At 65.0% G+C, this 22,995-nt stretch carries 16 protein-coding genes; 13 read left to right on the top strand and 3 right to left on the bottom strand.

What is annotated here, in order from left to right; genetic code table 11:
• Positions 1 to 203: 203 nt before the first annotated feature.
• Entirely contained in the window at positions 204 to 3,800 is a 3,597-nt protein-coding gene (locus PRtIB026_RS19550; protein ID WP_203652146.1) for a glycosyltransferase, read from the top strand.
• 32 nt (positions 3,801 to 3,832) lie between these two features.
• Here the strand turns inward: PRtIB026_RS19550 and PRtIB026_RS19545 are convergent, their stop codons facing one another.
• Entirely contained in the window at positions 3,833 to 5,119 is a 1,287-nt protein-coding gene (locus tag PRtIB026_RS19545; RefSeq protein WP_203652149.1) for a Zn-dependent hydrolase, read from the bottom strand.
• A gap of 186 nt (positions 5,120 to 5,305) precedes the next feature.
• Positions 5,306 to 6,796, bottom strand: a complete 1,491-nt coding sequence (locus PRtIB026_RS19540) for an NCS1 family nucleobase:cation symporter-1 (RefSeq protein ID WP_203652151.1) — start codon at positions 6,794 to 6,796, stop codon at positions 5,306 to 5,308.
• 617 nt (positions 6,797 to 7,413) lie between these two features.
• Here PRtIB026_RS19540 and hydA point away from each other — a divergent pair.
• From hydA to preA, 3 genes are all read left to right on the top strand, one after another.
• Complete coding sequence (hydA, locus tag PRtIB026_RS19535; RefSeq protein ID WP_267812733.1) at positions 7,414 to 8,853, top strand: dihydropyrimidinase; 1,440 nt, start codon at positions 7,414 to 7,416, stop codon at positions 8,851 to 8,853.
• Positions 8,854 to 9,044: 191 nt separating this feature from the next.
• On the top strand, positions 9,045 to 10,412 hold the full coding sequence (locus tag PRtIB026_RS19530; protein ID WP_203652154.1) for an NAD(P)-dependent oxidoreductase: 1,368 nt from the start codon (positions 9,045 to 9,047) through the stop codon (positions 10,410 to 10,412).
• Positions 10,413 to 11,687 carry an NAD-dependent dihydropyrimidine dehydrogenase subunit PreA gene (gene preA, locus PRtIB026_RS19525; RefSeq protein WP_203652156.1) on the top strand — a complete coding sequence of 425 codons (1,275 nt, stop codon included), beginning with the start codon at positions 10,413 to 10,415 and terminating at the stop codon, positions 11,685 to 11,687.
• Between the two features lie 117 nt (positions 11,688 to 11,804).
• On the opposite strand, the gene PRtIB026_RS19520 is transcribed toward preA, so the two are convergent.
• Positions 11,805 to 12,713 (bottom strand): LysR family transcriptional regulator, encoded by a 909-nt coding sequence (locus tag PRtIB026_RS19520; RefSeq protein WP_203652158.1) that lies wholly within the window; start codon positions 12,711 to 12,713, stop codon positions 11,805 to 11,807.
• A 94-nt stretch (positions 12,714 to 12,807) separates the two neighbouring features.
• Between PRtIB026_RS19520 and PRtIB026_RS19515 the strand changes: the two genes are divergently transcribed.
• The 9 genes from PRtIB026_RS19515 (at position 12,808) to surE (ending at position 22,972) form a co-directional block, all read left to right on the top strand.
• A complete protein-coding gene (locus PRtIB026_RS19515) occupies positions 12,808 to 13,980 on the top strand; it encodes an MFS transporter (RefSeq protein ID WP_203652161.1) in 1,173 nt (390 codons plus the stop codon).
• Between the two features lie 49 nt (positions 13,981 to 14,029).
• Positions 14,030 to 14,860 (top strand): hypothetical protein, encoded by an 831-nt coding sequence (locus PRtIB026_RS19510; RefSeq protein ID WP_203652164.1) that lies wholly within the window; start codon positions 14,030 to 14,032, stop codon positions 14,858 to 14,860.
• 216 nt (positions 14,861 to 15,076) lie between these two features.
• Positions 15,077 to 16,315 (top strand): ATP-grasp domain-containing protein, encoded by a 1,239-nt coding sequence (locus PRtIB026_RS19505; RefSeq protein WP_232857478.1) that lies wholly within the window; start codon positions 15,077 to 15,079, stop codon positions 16,313 to 16,315.
• 85 nt (positions 16,316 to 16,400) lie between these two features.
• Positions 16,401 to 17,444: an AbrB family transcriptional regulator gene (locus PRtIB026_RS19500; RefSeq protein ID WP_203652167.1), complete on the top strand. Its 1,044-nt coding sequence runs from the start codon at positions 16,401 to 16,403 to the stop codon at positions 17,442 to 17,444.
• A gap of 27 nt (positions 17,445 to 17,471) precedes the next feature.
• Positions 17,472 to 18,485 carry a 4-hydroxy-2-oxovalerate aldolase gene (dmpG, locus tag PRtIB026_RS19495; RefSeq protein ID WP_203652169.1) on the top strand — a complete coding sequence of 338 codons (1,014 nt, stop codon included), beginning with the start codon at positions 17,472 to 17,474 and terminating at the stop codon, positions 18,483 to 18,485.
• 15 nt (positions 18,486 to 18,500) lie between these two features.
• The gene (locus tag PRtIB026_RS19490) at positions 18,501 to 19,379 is read left to right on the top strand and encodes an acetaldehyde dehydrogenase (acetylating) (protein WP_203652171.1); all 879 of its coding nucleotides are present in this window, start codon (positions 18,501 to 18,503) and stop codon (positions 19,377 to 19,379) included.
• Positions 19,380 to 19,402: 23 nt separating this feature from the next.
• Positions 19,403 to 20,590, top strand: coding sequence for a pyridoxal phosphate-dependent aminotransferase (locus PRtIB026_RS19485; RefSeq protein ID WP_267812729.1), 1,188 nt, complete (start codon positions 19,403 to 19,405; stop codon positions 20,588 to 20,590).
• A 54-nt stretch (positions 20,591 to 20,644) separates the two neighbouring features.
• Entirely contained in the window at positions 20,645 to 22,162 is a 1,518-nt protein-coding gene (locus tag PRtIB026_RS19480) for an FAD/NAD(P)-binding protein (protein WP_203652175.1), read from the top strand.
• Between the two features lie 48 nt (positions 22,163 to 22,210).
• Entirely contained in the window at positions 22,211 to 22,972 is a 762-nt protein-coding gene (surE, locus tag PRtIB026_RS19475; RefSeq protein ID WP_203652177.1) for a 5'/3'-nucleotidase SurE, read from the top strand.
• Positions 22,973 to 22,995 lie beyond the last annotated feature (23 nt).

Below are 22,995 nucleotides of genomic sequence, written 5' to 3'. Positions count from 1 at the left end.
GGGCGCGAGTATAGCGTGCATGCACGGCAGAGCGCGCAAGGGCGTTTCACCAACACCTGGCACAGATGCATCAAAAGCGAGTATCGCAAGTATGATGGCACCTTACGCCAGGCATGAAAGGATCCTATTTATGCAGTAATATTCTGCCACCCTCACGCTAGCAGCCTTGCCCTGCATTCGATGTCCATCCAGTTCCGAGTCCTATGTCCCCGATCCTTGGTAGCCAGCATCAAAACTTAATCCATTGGCTTCAGACCTCATGGTTGAGTGGCGGCCCGACGGTGTGTCTGCTGGAGGGCTTCCCAGGGGTCGGCAAGAGCAGAATCGCCGAAGCGTTGATGAGCAGTGCGCAAGACCATGGGTTGCCAGTGGTTTTCATCGATGAGTGCCCATCGGCCGGACTCGGAGCGATGGACGACTTGCGTTTGATGCTGGCGGAAAAGTTCAGCGAACGAGGTGACGAGCGTCTGGCCCAGAAGGCCGATACCGCTACCCTCAAGAGTCTGCTCAAGGAACCAGTGCTGCTGATTCTCGATGAGTTTCAGAACACGCTCGCGGACGATGGTCGCCCCTGCGGCGAGCTCATGCAGTTTTTCACGCAAGTTACCAGCATGCCCTGTGCCGGTCGCATCTTGCTGCTCAGTAGCAGGTCGGTGGAGCTCCAGCGTTGGAACGAGCGTTTTGAAAGGCGCACGGTTCAGGGGTTGCCGCCTGAAGAAGCGGTCCAGTTGTTTGATGGGTTTCTGCATGAGGAAAATGTCAATGAGGTCATCTGCGCTGAGCGCAAGTATGAGCTGATGCTCTGGTTGGGGGGATACCCACGCGCGATAAAGTTATTGGCAAACCGTCTGCGCTATGAGCCGCTCGATGGTCTGGTAGGTCTGGCCAAGCAGGACTGGGAAGCGTGCGAACGCGTGGTATCCCCGACTTTCATCCGGGCTTTTGAAGAGTTGATGCTGAGCCGGGCGCGGCAAGGGTTGGCCCTGAACGTCGAGCACTTTCTCAAACGCCTTTCGGTGTTTCGCCAACCCGCCACGCTGCACGCGATGCGTGGGTTGCTCGATCATGGCGATGACCTGATGACGCTGGCTGAGAGCCTCGTGGCGCATTTCATGATCGAACTGCGCCGTGATCGCTACATCATGCACCCCGTCCTGCGTGACACCACCTTGGCGGGTCTGGAGGATACCTTTCGACGACAAGCCCATCGCATGGCCGGTGAGTACTTTGGCCGTCATTTCACGGGCAAGCAGATTGTCGGGCAGGTGGAGAAGCTTGGCGGCGCATTTGTCGAGGCACGCTATCACTATCTGCAAGGTGGGCATGGCGAACCGCTCAAGGAAATCACGCTAAAGTTCGAAGGGCACATCCGGACGACCATGGGTTGGATGACGCCCGTCCCTGCAAACCCCAGGGAAATGGATGAGCGTATCAGTGTGCTGTTGGCCCTGTTGTCAGACCAGGAGGGCGGCAAGGGATTACATTTCTACCTTGCAAAGTTGCTGAGCAGGCGCAGGCAGGGAAGTGATCTGGAGCTGGCACTGCGACATGCGAGACTGGGGGCTGGACCTCATGCTTCCAGCGAGGCTTGGAGTCTACGGGTACAGCTGGAGGGCGAGCTGCACGGATCGAAGAACATTGGTCTCATCGTGGACGAGCTTTTTGCTGATCAGGCTGAGTTCGCTGGTCTGGCGCAGGTCTGCCTGGTGATCGCGAATGTGTTGGACAGGTTTGAAGGTCCAGAGCGGGCAGTGGCATTCATGCGTAAAGGCATCGGCAGGAGCAAGCCTAACCAGAATCTGTTCTCGTTGTACCAGTCAGCTGGTGAAATGCTCGACCGTATAGGTCAATGGCCAGAAGCAGTGGCCTTGCTGCGCGAAGGGATCGGAAGGATCGAGCCTAAATTTAGTTTGTCCTCGTTGTACCAGTTAGCTGGTGAAATACTCGCGCGTGCTGGGAAAAGGCCTGAGGCCAATGCAATCCTTGAGGAGGGGCTTGCCCGTATTCAAGACGGTAAGTACAACCGCTACAAGATTTTGACGCAGCTCCTGTATCAGGCCTACGCTGCTGGCGACGGAGAACAACTAAAGATTTACCTGGCGCTGTACTGCCAGAGCCAAGCAGAACAGACAAACCTCGTCTTGGGTACTGCCTTGGCGCATGAGCTCGACAGGAACTGGGCTGAGGTTGTTAAGGTGGTAGCCGCTGCGATTGAACAGGGCGTCTTTACGGTGAGTCTAGTCGCACGGTTGGTATTCGCGCATCTGAGCGCCGGAGCTCCTGCTCTGGCGCTTCAGGTTCTGCAGCGCTTTGCAGGTCGCATTGAGGCGAAAGAAAACAATGTGATCAGTTGGCTGCAGTCACTCGTTGCGTTGCAGAACGGTGATCTGCCAAGCGCCCGATCCTCGCTCGCTATTCATCTTGGCGAGGAGGTAAAGGCGACTGATGTCGTAGCTCTTCGCGAGCAACTCCTTCTCACCTGGCAAATGCAATCGTCGCGTAATCAGGTTCGCTACTATTTTCCCCATCTGCCTTCTTGCTTGCTCGGACAAACGTCGCCTTCCGGGCTCGATCAGGCTCTGGACTGTGTACAGCCCGGTGGCACCGCCCCTGCCGCCGGACACTTGAAAAGCATCCTGGCAATCGCGTCCGAGTGGTTCTCCCGCCATGGCGGGTTATCGACCTTTAACCGCGAGCTCTGTGTGGCAATGGCACAGGCCGGGCATCGGGTGGCATGTCTGGTCCCCGGCAGCGACGAGGAGGAGCGCCGTCATGCCGCGGACCATGGGGTATCCCTGGTGCATGCCCGGCACGAGCCGCATATGAAGGACATCGAGCGGTTGGGCTTGCGTACCGAAATGCCCGACGGTTTCGCTCCAAATATCGTGATCGGGCACGACCACATCACAGGTGGTGCCGCGAGAATCCAATGCGCCGATTTTTTTCCGGCTGCCCGACGTGTGCACTTCATCCACACAGCGCCTGGGGATATCGAATGGTACAAGGCACAGCAGGATGGTGTTTCGGCCTCTGCGAGGGCAGAGCAAAAGGAGCGTCTGCAAATCGAGATGGCCCGAACCGCTCAGTTGGTGGTGGCCGTAGGTCCGCTGCTGACCGAGGAAATCAACATGTCCTTGTACCCGTATGATGACGCCCCGCCAGTGCATCAGATGATTCCCGGGATGATCAATAACCTGCCAACCAAGGCCGGTCACCCACCACAGCCACGCTGCCTGGTGCTGGGTCGCACCGAGGACGCCGAGCTCAAAGGCCTGGATATCGCCGCACGAGCACTGGCGCTGGTCAAGGATCCACCGATGCTCATCGTGCGTGGGGCCGGTGAGGGCCAGGGCGATGCATTGTGCGATCGGCTCAAGGATTGGGCCGTGCGCTCTGACTTGCGTGTTCGTACCCGAGAATATACCGCCACGATCGGACGTCTGACCGAGGACCTGCGGCAGGCGTCGCTGCTGCTCATGCCTTCCAGGAGCGAAGGTTTCGGCCTGGTCGGTCTTGAAGCGATTGCCGCTGGTATTCCCGTGCTGGTCAGCAAGCGCAGCGGTCTGGCAAGGGTTCTGCTGGAGCGATTGCCAAATGATCTGGCAAACCTGTGCGTCGTCGAGGTACTTGACCAGCCGGACCAGGATGCGCAAGCCTGGCGAGAATCGATCAACAACGTGATGTGCCATCGTGCATCGGCCTTTGTCCGTGCAAGGGAGATCGCGGAGCTTCTCGCACAGGAGCTGACCTGGGGAAAATCGGTTGCAGCGTTCATGCAGGTGCTGGACGAACAAGGTTGATTCGGCCCGAGGGCCGAATCACCATCGTCAGGCTAGGCCGCCAACCGCCCGCTGGCAATCGCCTCCGATGCCGCCAGCATCGCCCGCAGCAGCACCGCGCAACCGGCCGCGAGGTCCTCGGGGGCGGCGTTCTCGATTTCGTTGTGGCTGATGCCGCCCTCGCAGGGCACGAAGATCATCCCGGCCGGGCCCAGCTCGGCGAGGAAGATCGCGTCGTGCCCGGCGCCGCTGACGATGTCCATGTGCGCCAGGCCCAGGTTGCGCGCAGAGTTGCGCACCGCCTCGACACAGCCCTTGTCGAAGTACAAGGCGGGGAAGTCGGCGGTGGGCACCAGCTCGTAGCTCAGCCCGTGTTTCGCGGTGGTGGCCTCGATCACTTGGCGCACCTCGGCGATCATCGCGTCCAGTTGCTGGCCTTCGAGGTGACGGAAATCCAGAGTCATGCGCACTTCGCCGGGGATCACGTTGCGTGAGCCGGGATAGGCCTGCAGGCAGCCGACCGTACCGCAGGCATGGGGTTGGTGGGCGAGGGCGGTGCGGTTGACTGCCTCGACCACGGCGGCGGCGCCGACCAAGGCGTCCTTGCGCAGGTGCATGGGGGTGGGGCCGGCGTGGGCCTCGACACCGCGCAGGGTCAGGTCGAACCACTTCTGGCCGAGGGCGCCGAGCACCACGCCGATGGTCTTGCGCTGGTCCTCGAGGATCGGGCCCTGTTCGATGTGCGCCTCGAAGTAGGCGCCCACCGGGTGGCCGGTCACGACGCGGCTGCCGGCGTAGCCGATGGCGTTCAGTGCCTCGCCGACGCTCACGCCCTGGGCGTCGCGCTTGGCCAGGGTCTGTTCGAGGGTGAACTTGCTGGCGAACACCCCCGAGCCCATCATGCACGGGGCGAAGCGCGAGCCTTCCTCGTTGGTCCACACCACCACCTCCAGCGGTGCCTCGGTCTCCACGCCCAGGTCATTGAGGGTGCGGATCACCTCCAGCCCGGCCATCACGCCGAAGCAACCGTCGAACTTGCCACCGGTGGGCTGGGTGTCGATATGGCTGCCGGTCATCACCGGTGGCAGCTTGGGATTGCGGCCTGGGCGGCGGGCGAATATGTTGCCGACCGCGTCGATGCTCACCGTGCAGCCGGCCGCCTCGCACCACTGCACGAACAGGTCGCGGGCCTGGCGGTCGAGGTCGGTCAGCGCCAGGCGGCAGACGCCGCCCTTGGCCGTGGCGCCGAGGCGGGCGAGGTCCATCAGTGACTGCCACAGGCGGGCGCTGCTGACATGCTGTTCGGTGGACTGCAGGACTTCCTTGGCGGGAGTGGTCATGGGTGCCTCCTCAGGTTGTTTTATTCTTCGGCCCTGTTCGCCGGCAAGTCGGCTCTCATGGCGCTGCACATCACTTATCGATTTTGCAGGGGCCTGTGGGAGCGGCTTTAGCCGCGAACACCGGCCAAGCCGGTGCCATCCACCGCGTCGCTTGCTTCGCGGCTGAAGCCGCTCCCACAGGGAACATCACGGCAACGGCTTGGCCAGCCGCGCCGGCCCGCGCACCGCGAGGCCGCCGAGTGCGTAGTAGAGCCCGCCGCCGAGCAGCGAGCCGGTGAACCAGCCATAGTCGTAGAACCAGCTGAAACTGCTGTTGCCGATGGCCATCACGGTCAGCGCCACCGGCACGCCGAAGGCGACGAACCCGGCCCAGTTCCAGGCCGGGTACACGTCGTCGCGGTACAGCCCGGCCAGGTCCAGCTGTTGGCGCCGCACCAGGAAGTAGTCCACCACCATGATCCCGGCGATCGGCCCGAGCAGGCTGGAGTAGCCCAGCAGCCAGTTGGAATACACGCTTTCAAGGCTCAGGTCGGAGACGATCCAGCCGAGCTTCTTGAGCAGCTCGTGGCCCATCAGCGCCAGGCCGATGAAACCAGTCAGCCACACCGCGCGGCTGCGCCCGATCAGGCGCGGGGCGATATTCTGGAAGTCGTTGGTGGGCGAGACGATGTTGGCCGCGGTGTTGGTCGACAGCGTAGCGATGATGATCAGCGCCATGGCCAGGGCCACCCAGCCGGGGCTCTGGATATGGCCGATCAGGCTCACCGGGTCGGACACTGTCTTGCCTACCAGCGAGGCGGATGCGGCAGTCATGATCACGCCCAGCGAAGCGAACAGGAACATGGTCAGGGGCAGGCCGAAGATCTGCCCGAGGATCTGGTCCTTCTGGCTTTTCGCGTAACGGCTGAAATCGGGGATGTTCAGTGACAGCGTGGCCCAGAAGCCGACCATGGCGGTAAGCCCGGCGCAGAAGTAGCCGACCACGCTGGCGCCCTCGGGGCGCTTGGGTGGCTGCGCCAGCAGCTCGCTCATCGACATGTGCGGCAGCGCCCAGAACAGCAGGCCGACACCCACCGCCACCAGCAGCGGCGCCGACAGCGTCTCCAGCCACTTGATCGATTCGGCGCCGCGCAGCACCACCCACAGGTTCAGTGACCAGAACAGCATGAAGCCGATCACCTCACCGGTGCCGCCCAGGGCCTTCCACTCGGGGAACAGCGAACCGAGGAACAGGTGGATGGCCAGCCCGCCGAACATCGTCTGGATACCGAACCAGCCGCAGGCCACCACGGCGCGGATCAGGCACGGTACGTTGGAGCCGAAGACGCCGAACGAGGCGCGCAGCAGCACCGGGAACGGGATGCCGTACTTGGTGCCGGGGAAGGCGTTGAGGGTCAGCGGAATCAGCACGATGAGGTTGGCCAGCAGGATCGCCAGCAGCGCCTCGCCCACGCTCAGGCCGAAGTAGGCGGTGAGCACGCCGCCGAGGGTGTAGGTGGGCACGCAGATGGACATGCCCACCCACAGCGCGGTGATGTGCCACTTGTTCCAGGTGCGCTGGTGCACCTTGGTCGGGGCGATGTCGTGGTTGTAGCGGGGGCTGTCGAGGACGTCGCTGCCGGCGTCGAGCTCGAACAGGCCATGCTGCTCGACCACTTGCGATCTGCTCTGTTGCATGGGGTTCTCCAGGTCTTTTTTCTTGTAGTTGTCGCTCATCGGGCTGACGCGATGGCCGGAGTACACACACCACCAGTACTGCACCTGCGGCCCGGCCAGGCGGTTGTGGCCTGCGTTTTCAACAAACGTGCCGGGAAAGCCCGCGCCTTCCCGACGGCCGCCGCCAACCGGAGGTAACTCACTGTCTTGCAAAGGCATTCTTCAGCGCGACGACGAGGGCGGGGTGGGCACCCTGGTACGCCGTCTGTCTGGCCGGTCCATCACCCGCGTGGTTCAAACGGGTGCAACCTGGGAAACCACCGGCGCGGCCTGCGCCATCCAGCCAGGAAACAAACAGCTGATTTTGCATAGGAAATCTTGACCAATTTGGCTTCCTGTCAAGTGCGTCAAAATGGTGAAGGGGTGTCACATTTTGGTGATTTTGATAAATTATTGTTAATAATCAATAAGATACAAAATAAGATATTTGCATATATTTTTTCTTGATCAATATCCGATCAGATACTAGCCTCGATTCTTGTCAGGCCTGACAGGATTGAACGAATCGCCTCCAGCGCCCGGCCCGAAACAATTCCAAGAACCGGCCAGAAGACCGGTCAGCCTGCGAGGAAAACGGCATGTCCCTGTTGATCCGTGGCGCCACCGTGGTTACCCATGAAGAGAGCTACCGTGCAGATGTCCTGTGTGTCGATGGCCTGATCCGCGCCATCGGCAGCCACCTCGAAACCCCCACCGATTGCGAAGTCCTCGACGGTTCTGGCCAGTACCTGATGCCCGGTGGCATCGATCCGCATACCCACATGCAACTGCCGTTCATGGGCACGGTGGCCAGCGAGGACTTCTTCAGCGGCACCGCCGCAGGCTTGGCCGGGGGCACCACCTCGATCATCGACTTCGTCATCCCCAACCCGCAGCAATCGCTGCTCGAGGCGTTTCACACCTGGCGCGGCTGGGCGCAGAAGAGCGCCAGCGACTACGGCTTCCACGTCGCCATCACCTGGTGGAGCGAGCAGGTGGCCGAGGAGATGGGCGAGCTGGTGGCCAAGCATGGGGTGAACAGCTTCAAGCACTTCATGGCCTACAAGAACGCGATCATGGCCGCCGACGACACCCTGGTGGCCAGCTTCGAACGCTGCCTGCAACTGGGCGCGGTGCCGACGGTGCACGCCGAGAACGGCGAGCTGGTCTATCACCTGCAGAAGAAACTGCTGGCCCAGGGCCTGACCGGGCCCGAGGCGCATCCGCTGTCGCGCCCGTCGCAGGTGGAGGGCGAGGCCGCCAGCCGCGCCATTCGCATCGCCGAGACCCTCGGCACGCCGCTGTACCTGGTGCATGTCTCCAGCCGCGAGGCGCTGGACGAGATCACCTATGCCCGGGCCAAGGGCCAGCCGGTGTACGGCGAGGTGCTGCCGGGCCACCTGCTGCTGGACGACAGCGTCTACCGCGACCCGGACTGGGCCACCGCCGCCGGCTACGTGATGAGCCCGCCGTTCCGCCCGCGCGAGCACCAGGACGCACTGTGGGGGGGCCTGCAGTCGGGCAACCTGCACACCACGGCCACCGACCACTGCTGCTTCTGCGCCGAGCAGAAGGCCATGGGCCGCGACGATTTCAGCCGCATTCCCAACGGCACTGCAGGTATCGAGGACCGCATGGCGGTGCTGTGGGATGCCGGGGTGAACAGCGGGCGCCTGTCGATCCACGAGTTCGTCGCGCTGACCTCCACCAATACCGCGAAGATCTTCAACCTGTTCCCGCGCAAGGGCGCCATCCGCGTCGGTGCCGACGCCGACCTGGTGCTGTGGGATCCGCAGGGCACGCGCACGATCAGCGCCCAGACCCATCACCAGCGGGTCGACTTCAACATCTTCGAAGGCCGCACCGTGCGCGGCATCCCCAGCCACACCATCAGCCAGGGCAGGGTGCTCTGGGCCGATGGCGACCTGCGTGCCGAGCCGGGCGCGGGGCGCTACGTGGAGCGGCCGGCGTATCCGTCGGTGTACGAGGTGCTGGAACGCCGGGCTGAGCACCAGCGGCCGACACCGGTTCAGCGCTGAGGCCTTTCGCGGCACAAGGCCGCTCCTACAGCAGAACGCGATCCCCTGTAGGAGCGGCCTTGTGCCGCGAAAGGGGCGCAAAGCGCCCCCTGATAACAACACAGACACATGCTCCTGTTGACTGCCATCCCTCAGAACGGACAGGCGAGTGACCGCCGCCTGAGCCCATAAAAAAGCGAGAGGCTACAACCGTGATCGACGCCCTGAACCACTTGCCGCGCCCCCGGGCCGGCGCCGACCAGCTGGCCGAGGCCTTCAGCGACCTCGCGCCCCCGCTCACCGCCCGTCAGGCCGCCGTCGAAAGCGCGCGCTGCCTGTACTGCTACGACGCGCCCTGCGTCAATGCGTGCCCCAGCGAGATCGACATCCCCTCGTTCATCCACCGCATCAGCGACGAGAACCTGCAGGGCGCCGCCGAGCGCATCCTCTCGGCCAACATCCTCGGCGGCAGCTGCGCCCGGGTGTGCCCGACCGAGATCCTCTGCCAGCAGGCCTGCGTGCGCAACAACGCCCAGGAATGCGCGCCGGTGCTGATCGGCCAGCTGCAGCGCTACGCCCTGGACCACGCCGGCTTCACCGAGCATCCGTTCCAGCGCTCGCCGGCCAGCGGCAAGCGCATCGCCGTGGTCGGTGCCGGCCCCGCCGGGCTGTCTTGCGCGCACCGCCTGGCCATGCACGGCCATGACGTGGTGATCTTCGAGGCGCGGGAGAAAGCCGGTGGCCTCAATGAGTACGGCATCGCCCGCTACAAGCTGGTGGACGACTACGCCCAGCGCGAGGTGGAGTTCCTGCTGGGCATCGGCGGTATCGAGATCCGCCATGGCCAGCGCCTGGGCGGCAACCTGTCGCTGGGCGAGCTGCATGCCCAGTACGACGCGGTGTTCCTCGGCCTGGGCCTGGCTGCCGTGCGCCAGCTGGGCCTGGCGGACGAGGACGCGCCGGGCCTGCTCGCCGCCACCGAGTACATTCGCGAGCTGCGCCAGGCCGACGACCTCACCCAACTGCCGCTGGCCGACCGCTGCCTGGTGCTCGGTGCCGGCAACACCGCCATCGACATGGCCGTGCAGATGAGTTGCCTGGGCGCCCGCGACGTCAACCTGGTGTACCGCCGTGGCGTGTCCGACATGGGCGCCACCGACCATGAGCAGGAGATTGCCAAGCACAATCAGGTGCGTCTGCACACCTGGGCCCGGCCCGATGCCGTGCTGCTGAATGAGGCAGGGCGTGTACGCGGCATGCGTTTCGCGCGCACCCAGCTGGTCGACGGACGCCTGGGCGATACCGGCGAGACTTTCGAGCTGGCGGCCGACGCCATCTTCAAGGCCATCGGCCAACGCTTCGACGACACAAGCCTGGCTGATCCGCTGGCGGCACAATTGGCCCGTGACGGCGAGCGCATCCAGGTGGACGCGCACCTGCAGACCTCGGTACCCGGCATCTACGCCGGCGGCGACTGCACTGCGCTGGGCCAGGACCTCACCGTCCAGGCCGTGCAACATGGCAAGCTGGCCGCCGAGGCCATCCATGCCCAACTCATGCTCAACGTGGAGGCTGCGTAAATGGCCGACCTGTCCATCGAATTCGCCGGCATCAAGGCACCCAATCCGTTCTGGCTGGCCTCCGCGCCACCCACCGACAAAGCCTACAACGTGGTCCGCGCCTTCGAGGCCGGGTGGGGCGGGGTGGTGTGGAAGACCCTGGGCGAGGACCCGGCGGCGGTCAACGTGTCGTCGCGCTACTCGGCGCACTTCGGCGCCAACCGCCAGGTGCAGGGCATCAACAACATCGAGCTGATCACCGACCGCTCGCTGGAGATCAACCTGCGCGAGATCACCCAGGTGAAGAAGGACTGGCCCGACCGCGCGCTGATCGTGTCGCTGATGGTGCCGTGTATCGAGGAGTCCTGGAAGTTCATCCTGCCGTTGGTGGAGGCCACCGGCGCCGACGGCATCGAACTCAACTTCGGTTGCCCCCACGGCATGCCCGAGCGCGGCATGGGCGCCGCCGTCGGCCAGGTGCCGGAGTACGTGGAGATGGTCACCCGCTGGTGCAAGACCCACTGCGCGCTGCCGGTGATCGTCAAGCTCACCCCCAACATCACCGACATCCGCCAGTCGGCGCGCGCCGCGCACCGGGGCGGGGCGGATGCGGTGTCATTGATCAACACCATCAACTCGATCACCAGCGTCGACCTCGACCGCATGGTCGCCCACCCCATCGTCGGCGACCAGAGCACCCATGGCGGCTACTGCGGTTCGGCGGTCAAGCCGATCGCCCTGAACATGGTCGCGGAAATCGCCCGTGACCCGGAGACCCATGGGCTGCCGATCTGCGGCATCGGCGGCATCGGCACCTGGCGCGACGCCGCCGAGTTCATCGCCCTGGGCAGTGGCGCGGTGCAGGTATGCACGGCGGCGATGCTGCACGGCTTTCGCATCGTCGACGACATGAAGGACGGCCTGGCGCGCTGGATGGACCAGCACGGCCACCGCAACCTCGAGGCGTTTCGCGGCCAGGCCGTGGGGCACACCACCGACTGGAAGTACCTGGACATCAACTACCAGTCGGTGGCGCACATCGACCAGGACGCCTGCATCGGCTGCGGGCGCTGCCACATCGCCTGCGAGGACACCTCGCACCAGGCCATCGCCAGCACCCTCAAGGCCGACGGCACCCACGCCTACAGCGTGATCGAGGCCGAGTGCGTCGGCTGCAACCTGTGCCAGATCACCTGCCCGGTGGAGGGCTGCATCGACATGCAGGCGCAGGACACCGGCAAGCCGTACATGAACTGGACGCAGGATCCCCGTAATCCCTATCGCGAGGCGGGTTGAGGTCGGCGCAAGGCAGACCTCACGCAGGTCTCTCGTGGGAGCGGGCTTGCCCCGCGATAGCGTTGGACGCAGGTCGAACGCTATCGCGGGGCAAGCCCGCTCCCACGAAGTTTTCGTCTACCCGGCCAGACCGCCGCGCAAGGTCTGCTCGATCACCTCGACGAACGCCCGCACCAGCGGGCTGCGCTCGTGCCTGCGGGTCAGCACCAGCAGCGGCGCGCAGGCGCCGGGCTCGGCCAGCGGCAGGTAGGACACGCCACGCCTGACCAAGGTCCGGGTGCACTGCGGCACCACCGCGACACCACGACCCGCGGCAACCAGGGCGATGATCGAGGTGATCTGCCGACCGCTTGGCGCCGGGCGCGGCGTCAGCCCGTGGCGGCGGTACAGGCCGAGGATGATTTCGTTCAAGCCCGAGCCGTAGTCCGGGGGGAAGGTGATCAGCGGCAGTTCGCCGAGCTCGGCCAGGCTGACCTGCAACTGCTGGGCGAGGGGGCTGTCGCTGGGAACGGCCGCGACCAGTGGCTCGTTGTCCACACAGATGGCCTGGACCTGAGGATCGTCACCTGATGGGCGCATGCGGCTCATGCCGATATCCAGGCGGCCTTCGATCAGTTGCGTCCACTGGGTGCTGGAAGCACCTTCCTCCACATTCAGTTGCACATCCGGGTACTTCGAACAGAACGCCTGGATGGTATGGCTGAAGGTGTCCGACAGGGCGATCGAACTGGCGTAGCCGACCGTCAGTTGGCCGGCCGAGCCCGCCGCCAGCTTGTTGGTGATCGCCGTGGTCAGGTCGACCTGTTCGAGCACGCCGCGGGCGTAGGGCAGCAGGTGACGGCCCGCGGTGGTAAGGCTGACGTTGCGCGTGCTGCGGTCGAACAGGCGAAACCCGAGTTCCGTCTCCAGGGCCGATATCTGTCGGGTCAGCGGCGGCTGGGCCATGTGCAGGCGCGCTGCCGCTCGGCCGAAGTGCAATTCCTCGCTGACAACCAGGAAACAGCGCAGACGGCGCAAATCCATCATGTTCTTCCTTGAGTATCAATCGGTCGGGAATAGGTATTGGATCCAAAGTTCGTCCTACCTTATAAACCTGTAACAATTTTTTACGAGTGTTTGTATGCGTTTTCCCGCCGATTTCCCCCGAATTGCCCTATTTCTTGGCGGATGTGCCGCATTTCTCAACCTCTATTCCACCCAGGGCCTGCTCACGGAACTGACCCGGGCTTTTCCGGTAACGCTGCGCCAGGCCGGTTGGAGCATTACCGTGACCATCCTCGCCGTGGCCTTGACCGCGCCTTTTGTCGGCTGGCTGACGGCACGCGGCGAACAGCACCGGGTCATCGCCGGGGCGGCGCTGTTGCTGGCGCTGCCTGCATTGTTGGCGGCGTGGGCGGGCAGCTATGGCGAATTCCTGCTGTGGCGTTCGGTGCAGGGGATGTTCATCCCGATGGTGTTCGCCACCAGCGTGGCCTACATCGGCGTGCGCTGGCAGGGCGGTGCTGTGACCGAAATGACCAGCGTCTATGTTGCCGGCACGATCTTCGGCGGTTTCTGTGGGCGTTTCCTCACCGGTCTGGTCACCGAGCTTGCCGACTGGCGCGTGGCATTGACGGTCCAGGCGGGGCTCAGCCTGGCGGTCGCGCTGGGTATCGCGCTGCTGTTGCCGCGCAATCCACCCGCAGCCAGGCGCGAGCCGCTGGCGCTTGGCGAACTCGCCAGCAGGCCATTGCTGGGGGCCTATGCCGTGGGGTTCTGCGTCTTGTTTGCCCAGGTCGCGACCTTCACCTATGTCGGCCTGCACCTGAGCGAGGCCCCGTTTGCCCTGGGTACCGCCGCGCTGGGTGCCATCTACGCCGTGTTCCTGCTGGCGCTGGTGGTGGTGCCGCTGGCCGGGCGCCTGAGCAAGGCGCGGCCCCATGCCGACCTGGTGCGGGTAGCCGGTTGCCTGGGCATCGCCGGCTCGGCCCTGACCCTGTCCGCGTCGCTGTGGTTGATCGTGCTGGGCCTGGCGCTCAGCTCCACTGGCGTGTTTCTCGCCCAGGCCGCTGCCAATGCCTTCATCACCGCCCAGGCGCCACGGCAGAAATCCGCCGCGGTCGGCCTGTACCTGAGCTGCTACTACCTGGGTGGCAGCTTCGGCGCCTTCGTGCCCGGCGGGCTGTGGGAACGCTGGGGGTGGGGCGGCTGCGTCGCCCTGATCGTGGTGTTCCAGCTGCTGCCGCTGCTGATCGCGCGGGGCAGCTGGCGGGTGGCGCCGGTCCGTGGGCCGGCGGTCCAGCCATTGCAATGAATCGCTTCCTCAACGCGCTACATCATCATCCAACAAGGAAAAGAGTGAGATGACCGTGAGTAACTTGCCGACCGTGCACAGCCAGTTGCTGTATGTGATTGAACCGGTGTTGCAGGAGATGCCTGCCGGTGTGCTGAAACAGGCGCTATGGGATGAGTTCCACAACCAGGAGGCCGCGCTGGTCGACATCGAGGAGGCGTTCCAGGTGCTGACTTCGCGGCGCCATGGCGCCGCGGCGTTGCGCAAGTTCTTCGCCAGTTGGTCGAAGACCAACAACTCGGCCGCCAGCGTCTCCGGCCTGGCCAATCGCCTGACCCTGCTGGCGCGTTCCGAGCAGGGCAGCGCCGCGGCGCAGCAGATCTACCAGGTGTGTGGCAGCCTGCAGCGGATCACCGACGAGGACCTGGGGGCGCTGGGCAACACCTTGCATGCCGACCTGTTCTACAACATGGCCACGCCCCTGTGCGGCGACGACCAGTGGTTGCTCAAGGAAAACTGCCTGCCGTCGGCGCAGGCGTTCAAGGACTGGACCGATGCCCGCCGCCTGCGTGATCGCGACCTGCTCCAGGGCCTGCTGACCACGCTGGTGCATGAGGTCTACACCCACGGTGAAGTGGAGTACATCCATCCGCTGTACACCCGCTGGTTCGAGCGCGACATGGGTGTCCCGCCCGAGCAGGTGCGCAAGACCGTGGCCTGGGTCACCGTGCACACCGGGGGGACCGAGAGCAATCATTTCGCCCACGCGGTCGAGGCGGTCGAGGCCTTCGTCAAGGCCATGGGCATCGCGGTGGACAGGACCACGGCCCGTGAAGTGTTTGCCCAGTACCTGCAGCGCAAGGCCGAGGTGATGCGCGACTGCGCCGCCTGCCTGATCTGACCGGCTGAATCCTGCGTGAAAGTCGCCTGCCATGTTCCCCGACATGGCAGCGCTTTCGCGCGCCTTGCAAACCGCCTGCGCGGGCAAGGCGAGGAGTATCAATAACGACTGAATCGGTATTGGCATCGGCCACCGACTCCTCAGCAGAATCATTGGTGAGCCTGGCCCTGATGCCTGGTCACTTTCTGACTCATGTAAGCACGCAAGGAACGCCCCATGCAGCTGATCGTCTTCTGTCCCCCCAAGATCATTCTCCAGCACAGCGCGCAAAGCTGGGCCGACGCGCTAGGGCCGGGAGGCATGCTGCTGAGCTGCAACTCCCGCGCCCAGGAAATCACCGCGCACCTTGGCGAACAGGTGGCGTACCGGTTGTTCGACTATTTCAACGACAACGCGCTGGTCGAGGTGGATGTCCATGACATGGCCCGCGAGATGCGTGATCCGCTGTGCGTGGCACTGGCCGAGATCGACGTGCTGCGGGTGGCGCGCATCAATGACCGACTGGGTGTCAGCCAGGGCGCCGAGGGGCGCGCGATGTTCTATCGCGACAAGTTCTTCATGAAGCAGCGGGCCCGCGACCGTGGTTTCGCCGTCGCCGACATGGCGCCGCTGACCCACGCCACCGGGGCGATCCAGTTCAGTGAGCAACACGGCTTCCCGGTGGTGGTCAAACCGCGCGATGGTCGTGGCTCGAACGGCGTGGAAGTGCTCAGGGACCTGCCGCAGCTGCGCCAGTGGCTGGCCGCGCGCGGCGCCACCACTTTCCACAACCTGATGATCGAGCGCTATGTGCGGGGCAGCCACTACATCGTCAACGGCCTGTACATCGACGGCAAGCCGATCCTGGTGTCGCCGGTACGGGTGATGACCTCGGCGCTGGACTTCCTCGGCGGCAAGGCCCACGACCTGCACATGCTCGATGCCGGCAATCCGATGCGCGACAAGCTGGTGCGCTACGCCCGCGCGCTGGTCGAGGACGTGTTGCCTTCCGAGCCGACCCTGCTGTTCCACCTCGAACTGTTCGTCACCGACGCGGGCGAGATCGTCCTGTGCGAAATCGCTTCGCGGCTGGGCGGGGTGTTCTTCAACCAGGAGATCAGCCATGCCTGGGGCCTGGACCCGCGCATGAGCTTCCTGCGCGCGCTGCGCGATCCCGAGTATCGTCCGGCGGCCATGATCGAGCCGCGGCAGATGGTCGGGCACATCAGCATTCCACCGCGGGTCGGCCTGTTGCGCGAGGTGCCGAGCGACTGCCCGCTCGACGGCGTGCTGGAGTACCGCATCTCGGCGAGCCGGATGACCGCCTACCGGTCGATGGAGTTCACCAACTCGGAAATCCTCAACGCCATCGTCGCCGGGCGCAACGAGCGTGAACTGCAATTGCGGCTTGGTGAAGTCGAGCGCTGGTTCCACGAAAGCTGCGACTGGGCGGGCAACGAAGCGGCCGCCGTCTAGCCGCTGATCCGTCCCGTTCCTCCATCACTTTTGCTGACCGTGCCGCCAGTCGGGACGGTCATGCCTGCAGACAGGTGACGATGCCATGAAACCTTTGATCGAGAGCCTCATCCCCATTCCGGTCGCGGCCCTGGGCGCCTGGCTGGGATTTCTCACCGGGCTGCCGCTCGGTGAACTGATCGGCGCCATCTGCGCGGTCACGGCGCTGAGCAAGTGGGGCGTGCGCATGCGCATGCCGTTTCCGTTCGTGGCCACCGTGCAGTTGCTGCTCGGCATCAGCGTCGGCTCCACGGTCACCGCCTCGATGATGCACGAGCTCACCGACGTCAGCATCCTGCTCGGGCTGCTGGTGTGCATGACCACGCAGATCCTGGTGGGCTACAACTGGCTGCGACGCATGGAGAAGTGGGGCCATATCGAAAGCCTGCTCAGTGCCATCCCGGGCGCCATGGCGGCGGTGATGACGGTGTCGGGGGAAGAGGGGCCGGCCTCCGGACGCATCGCCTTCGTGCACATCGTCCGCCTGCTCGCGCTGTTGCTGGTGGTCACCCTGATCGCCGGCGGCCATGGCGACAGCGCGGCGCATGCGGCCGGAACCCTGGGCGACTACCTGCGCATCGTGCCGGTCGCGGTCGTCGCGGTCGTTGCCGGCTACTTGCTGGAACGTCTGGACGTGCCTGCGCCCTACATGCTGACCGGGCTGGTGTGCGCCGCCGCGGTGAACATCGGCATGCCCCAGTTCAACCTGCATGTGCCCGACCCGGTGGCGATGGTGGCGTTGATCCTGCTGGGCGGCTTGATCGGCATCCGCCTGCGCGACATCACCCTGGGGGACGTGCTGCGCTACGTGCGTGCTGGCCTGGTGGTGACCACGCTGACGTTCTGCACCACCTTGCTGGTGGCCGCGCTCGCCGCCCAGATCACCGGCAAGCCCTTCCTGGCGCTGTTCATGTCCTGGGTGCCGGGCGGTGTCGAGGTGATGACCGCGGCAGCCCTGTTGCTCAAGCTCGACCCTGCCTTCGTCATGCTCAACCACGTGGTGCGCATGTCGATCATCCATATCTCGCCGGCGTTCCTGCCCAAGCGGCTGCTCCAGCCCGAGCCGGCTGCCGACGCTCCACGCAACTGAACCTTCGATCACAAGGACTCGATCTCGATGACCGCTGCAATCGCCATTCATGATCCGACCCTGCGCGACGGCAACCATGCCGTTTCCCATTCGTTGAGCCTGGAGGATATCGCCGCCTATTGCCGTGCCGTCGACGGCTGCGGCCTGAGCGTGGTCGAGGTGGGCCACGGCAACGGCCTGGGGGCATCGTCCCTGCAACTGGGCCTGGCCCGCCATGCCGACACCGAGATGCTCGAGACGGCGCGTGCCAACCTCAGTCGCACGCGCCTGGGCATCCATATGATTCCCGGCTTCGCCAGGCTCGACGATATCGATACCGCCTTGCGGATCGGTGTCGAGGTGTTGCGCATTGCCTCCCATTGCACCGAGGCGAGCGTGACCGAAAGCTATATCGAGCATGCCCGCGGCAACGGCGCCTATGTGCATGGCGTACTGATGATGTGCCACATGGCCAGCCCCGAGCGCTTGCTCGAGGAGGCGATGAAGCAACAGGGCTATGGTGCCAACGCCATTGTGCTGATGGACTCGGCGGGCCACCTTGATCCGGACAGCACCCGTGAGCGTATTGCCTTGCTCAGCAGCGAACTGTCGATTCCGCTGGGCTTCCATGGCCACAACAACCTGGGCCTGGCCATCGCCAACTCGCTGGCCGCGGTCCAGGCCGGGGCGACCATCGTCGACGGCTGCATGCGCGGCTTCGGCGCCGGCGCCGGCAACACCCAGCTGGAGACATTGTGCGCGGTGCTGGAGCGCTACCGCTTCGCCACCGGCGTGGACATCTTCGCCCTGTGCCGCGCCATCGAGCAGCTGGAGAGCATCGCCCCGGTCAGCACGCCCACGGTCGTCAAGACCGCCAACCTGATCAGTGGCCTGTATGGCGTATGCAGCGGTTTCGAGAAGCATGTCGCGCGCGCCGCCAGCGAGTTCGGCGTCGAACCACGGCGAATCTATGAAGCCCTGGCCGAGTGCAATGCGGTGGCCGGCCAGGAAGACCTGATCATCTCGGTGGCCAGCCGCCTTTCCCAACCTTCCGTTGCCTGACCCTGGAGTGCATTCATGTCCCTGAAAACCGCCATCATCGGCAGCGGCAACATTGGCTGCGACATCCTGTGCAAGGTCCTGGCCCACCCGGACCTGGACTGCACGCTGGTTGCCGGACGTTCCCCGCACTCCGCGGGCCTGGCCTTCGCCCGGGAGCGCGGGGTCGCCACCACCGCCGATGGCATCGACGGTCTGTTCGCCCGGATCGGCGAGTTCGACCTGGTGTTCGACGCCACCTCGGCCGCCGACCATGAGCGCCACGCGCCACGCCTGATCGAGGCCGGCAAGGTGATCATCAACCTCACCCCGGCGGCCCTGGGTCAACTGTGCGTGCCTTCGCTCAACGGCCTGGAGCTGACCGGGGCGAGCAACGTCAACATGATCACCTGTGGGGGGCAGGCCTCGATTCCGCTGGCCGCCGCCATCGCCCGGGCCAACCCGGGGGTGCGCTACATCGAGGTGGTGTCGTCGATCAGCGCCGAAAGCGCAGGCCCCGCCACCCGCCGCAACCTGAGCAACTACATCACCACCACCGAACAGGCGTTGCGGCGCTTCACCGGCTGCGCTCAGGTCAAGGCGATCCTCAACATCAACCCGGCCAAGCCCAATGTCTACATGCAGACGGCGGTCTCGGCACTGATCGCCCAGGCCGACCTGGCCGCCACCCGTCGCGAGGTGGAGCGGGCCGTGGCGCTGGTGCGCGAGGCCGTGCCGGGCTACGAGGTGATCGTCGACCTGCATTACAGCGAAGGTCGCCTGTTCACCATGGTGCGGGTCGAGGGGGCGGGGGACTACCTCGATCCGAGTGCCGGCAATCTCGACATCATCACTGCGACGGCCATCCACATGGCCGCGCTCATGGCGCGTGGCCGCATGGCCGTGCGCGCCGCCTGAAACGGACTTCTGGAGAATCCTGCATGCCTACGCTTTCAGCAGACCTGGAATTCGCGCGATTCTGTCCGATCCTCGGGGTGGCGCAGAAGGTCAGGGAGGCGCCGCAGCCGGTCATTGACCTGGGTGTCGGCGTGCCCGGCTTCCTGCCGGCGCCCCATATCGTCGAGGCGGCAGTGCGGGCGGCCCACGAGGACACCGGCGGCTATGGCGCCAGCCGCGGCGATCCGGCATTGCTCAAGGCCTACCTGGGTTACCTGCGGCGCCTTGGCCACGTGCATTTTGACGAACGCAACCTGGTCGCCGGCCTCGGCGCCAAGCACCTGCTGTTCAGCGTGCTGCGGGCGATCATCCGCCCGGGCGACAAGCTGCTGGTGTCGACCCCGTGCTGGCCGACCTACTTCGATATCGCCGATCTGGTCGGGGCGGGCGTCGTCGATGTGCGCTGCACCGCGCAGAGCGGCTACAAGATGTCCCCCCAGGCCCTGGAACAGGCGCTCGACGAACAGGTGCGGGTGGTGCTGCTCAATTCCCCCGGCAACCCTACGGGCGCCGTGTACTCGGTCGAGGAGCTCCAGGGGCTGGCGCAAGTGTTGCGCAAGCATGACGTCTGGATCATTTGCGATGACGTCTACCAGCGCTTCGTCTACGACATGGACCGCTGTCCCGACCTGCTGACGGTAGCGCCGGATCTCGTCGGGCGCATCATCAAGATCGACAGCGTCTCCAAACTCTATGGCATGCCGGGGTGGCGGGTCGGCTTGCTGGCGGCGGACCGGCGGATCGCCGACGCGGTCACCACGCTCAACTCCAACTCGATCTCCAACCTGCCGGCCCCCGCGGCGGCGGCGGCAACGGCGGCACTCGACGGTGACCAGGCGTTCTCCATCGCCGCCCGGCAGCGTCTGGCCGGGCAGCGCCAGGCCTTGCTCGAGGTGCTGCGCGGTACACCGTTGCTGCGCTTTTGCGAGCCGGCCGGGGCGTTCTACCTGTTCCTCGATATCGGCCAGGCGCTGGGCCGGTCGTTCCGCGGGCAGGTGATCAGTGATGACGAGTCGTTCTGCGATGTGCTGCTCAGGGACTTCGGCGTTGCCCTGATTCCCGGCAGTTTCTTCGGCGCGGCGGGGCATGCCCGGCTGTCGTATTCCGGCGAAGCCGGCAAGGTCCTGGCCGGTGCCGAGCGCATCAAGGCCTTCCTGGGCGAGCTCGCCTGAGGCTGGAACGCAATCCGTGGACAGGGAAGCATTACTGGAGAGGGACGCACGTTGATGAAAAACACCTTTGCAATCGTCGGCTGCGGCGCGACGGCCATCGCCTTCCTGCAACGCCATCTGGACCGCGTGGCCGCCGGCAGCGCGCCGGCCGGCGTCATCCACCTGTTCGAGAAGCGGGATGATTTCGGGCGCGGCGCGGCCTACGAGGCCGACCTGGAGAGCAACCTGCTCAACACCAGGACCGGCCTCATTACGCCATACCCGCATCTGCCCGGGCATTTCCTGCAGTGGTTGCAGCAGAGCCCGCAGGCCTGGCGCCGCGCGTACCCCGATTTTCGTCCCGAGGCGGACGGTTTCGCGCCTCGGGCCCTGTTCGGCATCTACCTGCAGCATCAGCTCAAGCAGATCGTGCTGCGCGGCGCGACCCTGGGTTGCCAGTTGGTGCAATTGCACGCGGAGGTCTGCGCCATCGACCTGATCGATGGCGTGGAAACCCTGCGCACCCGCTGCGGCCTCAGCCTGCCGACCGGCAAGGTCGTGCTGTGTTGCGGACCGTTGGGCAAGAAGCCGGAGCCGTCCGGCGACCCGCGGGTGCTGGATACGCCGTATCCGGTTTCCCGCCTGCTGCGCGTGGTGGCGCCCCACGAGCGGGTGGCGGTGGTCGGCGCACGGCTGAGCGCCATCGACACCGTCATAGCCCTGATCGAGCGGGGGCATAGAGGCCCCATCCGCATGCATTCGCGCAGTGGCTACTTTCCCGTGGTGCGGGGTACCCAGGAGCCGGTCACGCTGCGCTACCTCACCCGCGAAGGCCTCCATGCGCTGGTGGCGCAGAACGGCCGCCTGCAGATCAGCGACCTGGTCGGCCTGTTCCGCAAGGAGCTGGCCTTCCAGGACCCGGGCAAGGCCAGCGCGGTGATCCCCATGCCCGCGCCACCGGCCGACATCGCCGGTTTCATCGAGGCTGAACTCGAGCATGCCCGCTCACCGCGGACCTGGCAGGCGATCCTCTATGCCACCAATGGGTTCGTCGAGGACATCTGGCAGGCACTGGACGATGCCGCGCAGGCGCGTTTCCTGCGCGAGTACTTCAGCTTTTTCATGGCCTATCGGGTCTCCATCCCGGCGCAGAATGCGCGCAAGATCCTCAGCTACCTGCGCAGTGGCCAACTGGAGTTCGTCGCCGGGCCATTCACCGCGCCGCAGCAGGGCGGCGACGGGGTGGTCCTGCAGGGCAGCGGCTGGCGCCATGTCTACGACCGGCTGATCCATGCCATCGGCTCTCCGCGCGACGCCGACCTGCTCGACTCGCCGTTGCTCGCCACGCTGCTGGAAAACGGCACGGTCACCCGCCACCCGCAGGGGGGGATCTGCATCGATCCGACGAGCTATCGCGTGCAGGGGCGGGCCGGCAGCAACCGGCAGATTCATGCGGTGGGCGAGCTGACGGTTGGCCAGTTCTTCTTCACCTCCGCGTTGGACATCAATGGTCGCCACGCCGCCAGCTGCGCCGATGGGCTCGACTGGAAGCAGGGCGTGCACACGATCGGGCGTGTGGAGGAGCATGTCTGAGCTATCGTTGCCGGGGCACCTTTGACCGGCAACTTCACAGGATGAACCATGACCTATCGATTCGAACGCATTCTGTTGACCAACGACGATGGCATCGACGCGCCCGGCCTGGCCGTGCTGGAACAGGTGGCGGCCAGGCTGGCCAGGGAGGTGTGGGTGGTGGCGCCGCACCGGGACCAGAGCGGCACTTCCCATTCGCTGAGCCTGCACGCCCCGCTGCGGGTGAGCAGCCATGGCGAGCGGCGCTTCGCCGTCACCGGCACGCCGGGTGACTGCGTGGCGCTGGCGCTGGGGCATCTGCTCAAGGATGCCAGGCCCGACCTTGTGTTATCCGGTATCAACCGTGGGGCGAACCTGGGCACTGAAACCGTATTCTCCGGAACGGTCGGCGCGGCGATGACCGGGCTGCTGCTGGGGGTACGTTCGATCGCCTTGAGCCAGGCCTATGGCGACCGCGACGCAGTGCCCTGGGACATCGGCCTGAACCTGGCGCCCGAGGTGATTCTCGGTGTGCTGGACATGCCATGGCCGGCCGATGCCTGCCTCAACGTCAACTTCCCTGATTGTGCCCTGGAGGCCGTCCGGCCGTTGAAGGTGACGCGCCAGGGTGTCGGGCCGTTGAACAGTGTCTCGGTGCGTACCGAGGTCGACCCGCGACACTTCGAGTACCACTGGTTGCAGCTGAACAATCACCGCACCGAGGATGAGCCCGGCAGCGAAATGGCGGAACTGGCACGAGGTCACGTGACGGTGACGCCGTTGCAGTTCGAGCGTACCCATGGCGCTGTAGAACAAGCCATGTCTGATTGATTGGCCGGGGCTGCAGACGCGCA

Source organism: Pseudomonas sp. RtIB026 (assembly GCF_016861355.2).
Classification (GTDB): Bacteria; Pseudomonadota; Gammaproteobacteria; order Pseudomonadales; family Pseudomonadaceae; genus Aquipseudomonas; species Aquipseudomonas peradeniyensis.
This window is presented reverse-complemented; position numbering and strand designations above follow the sequence as displayed.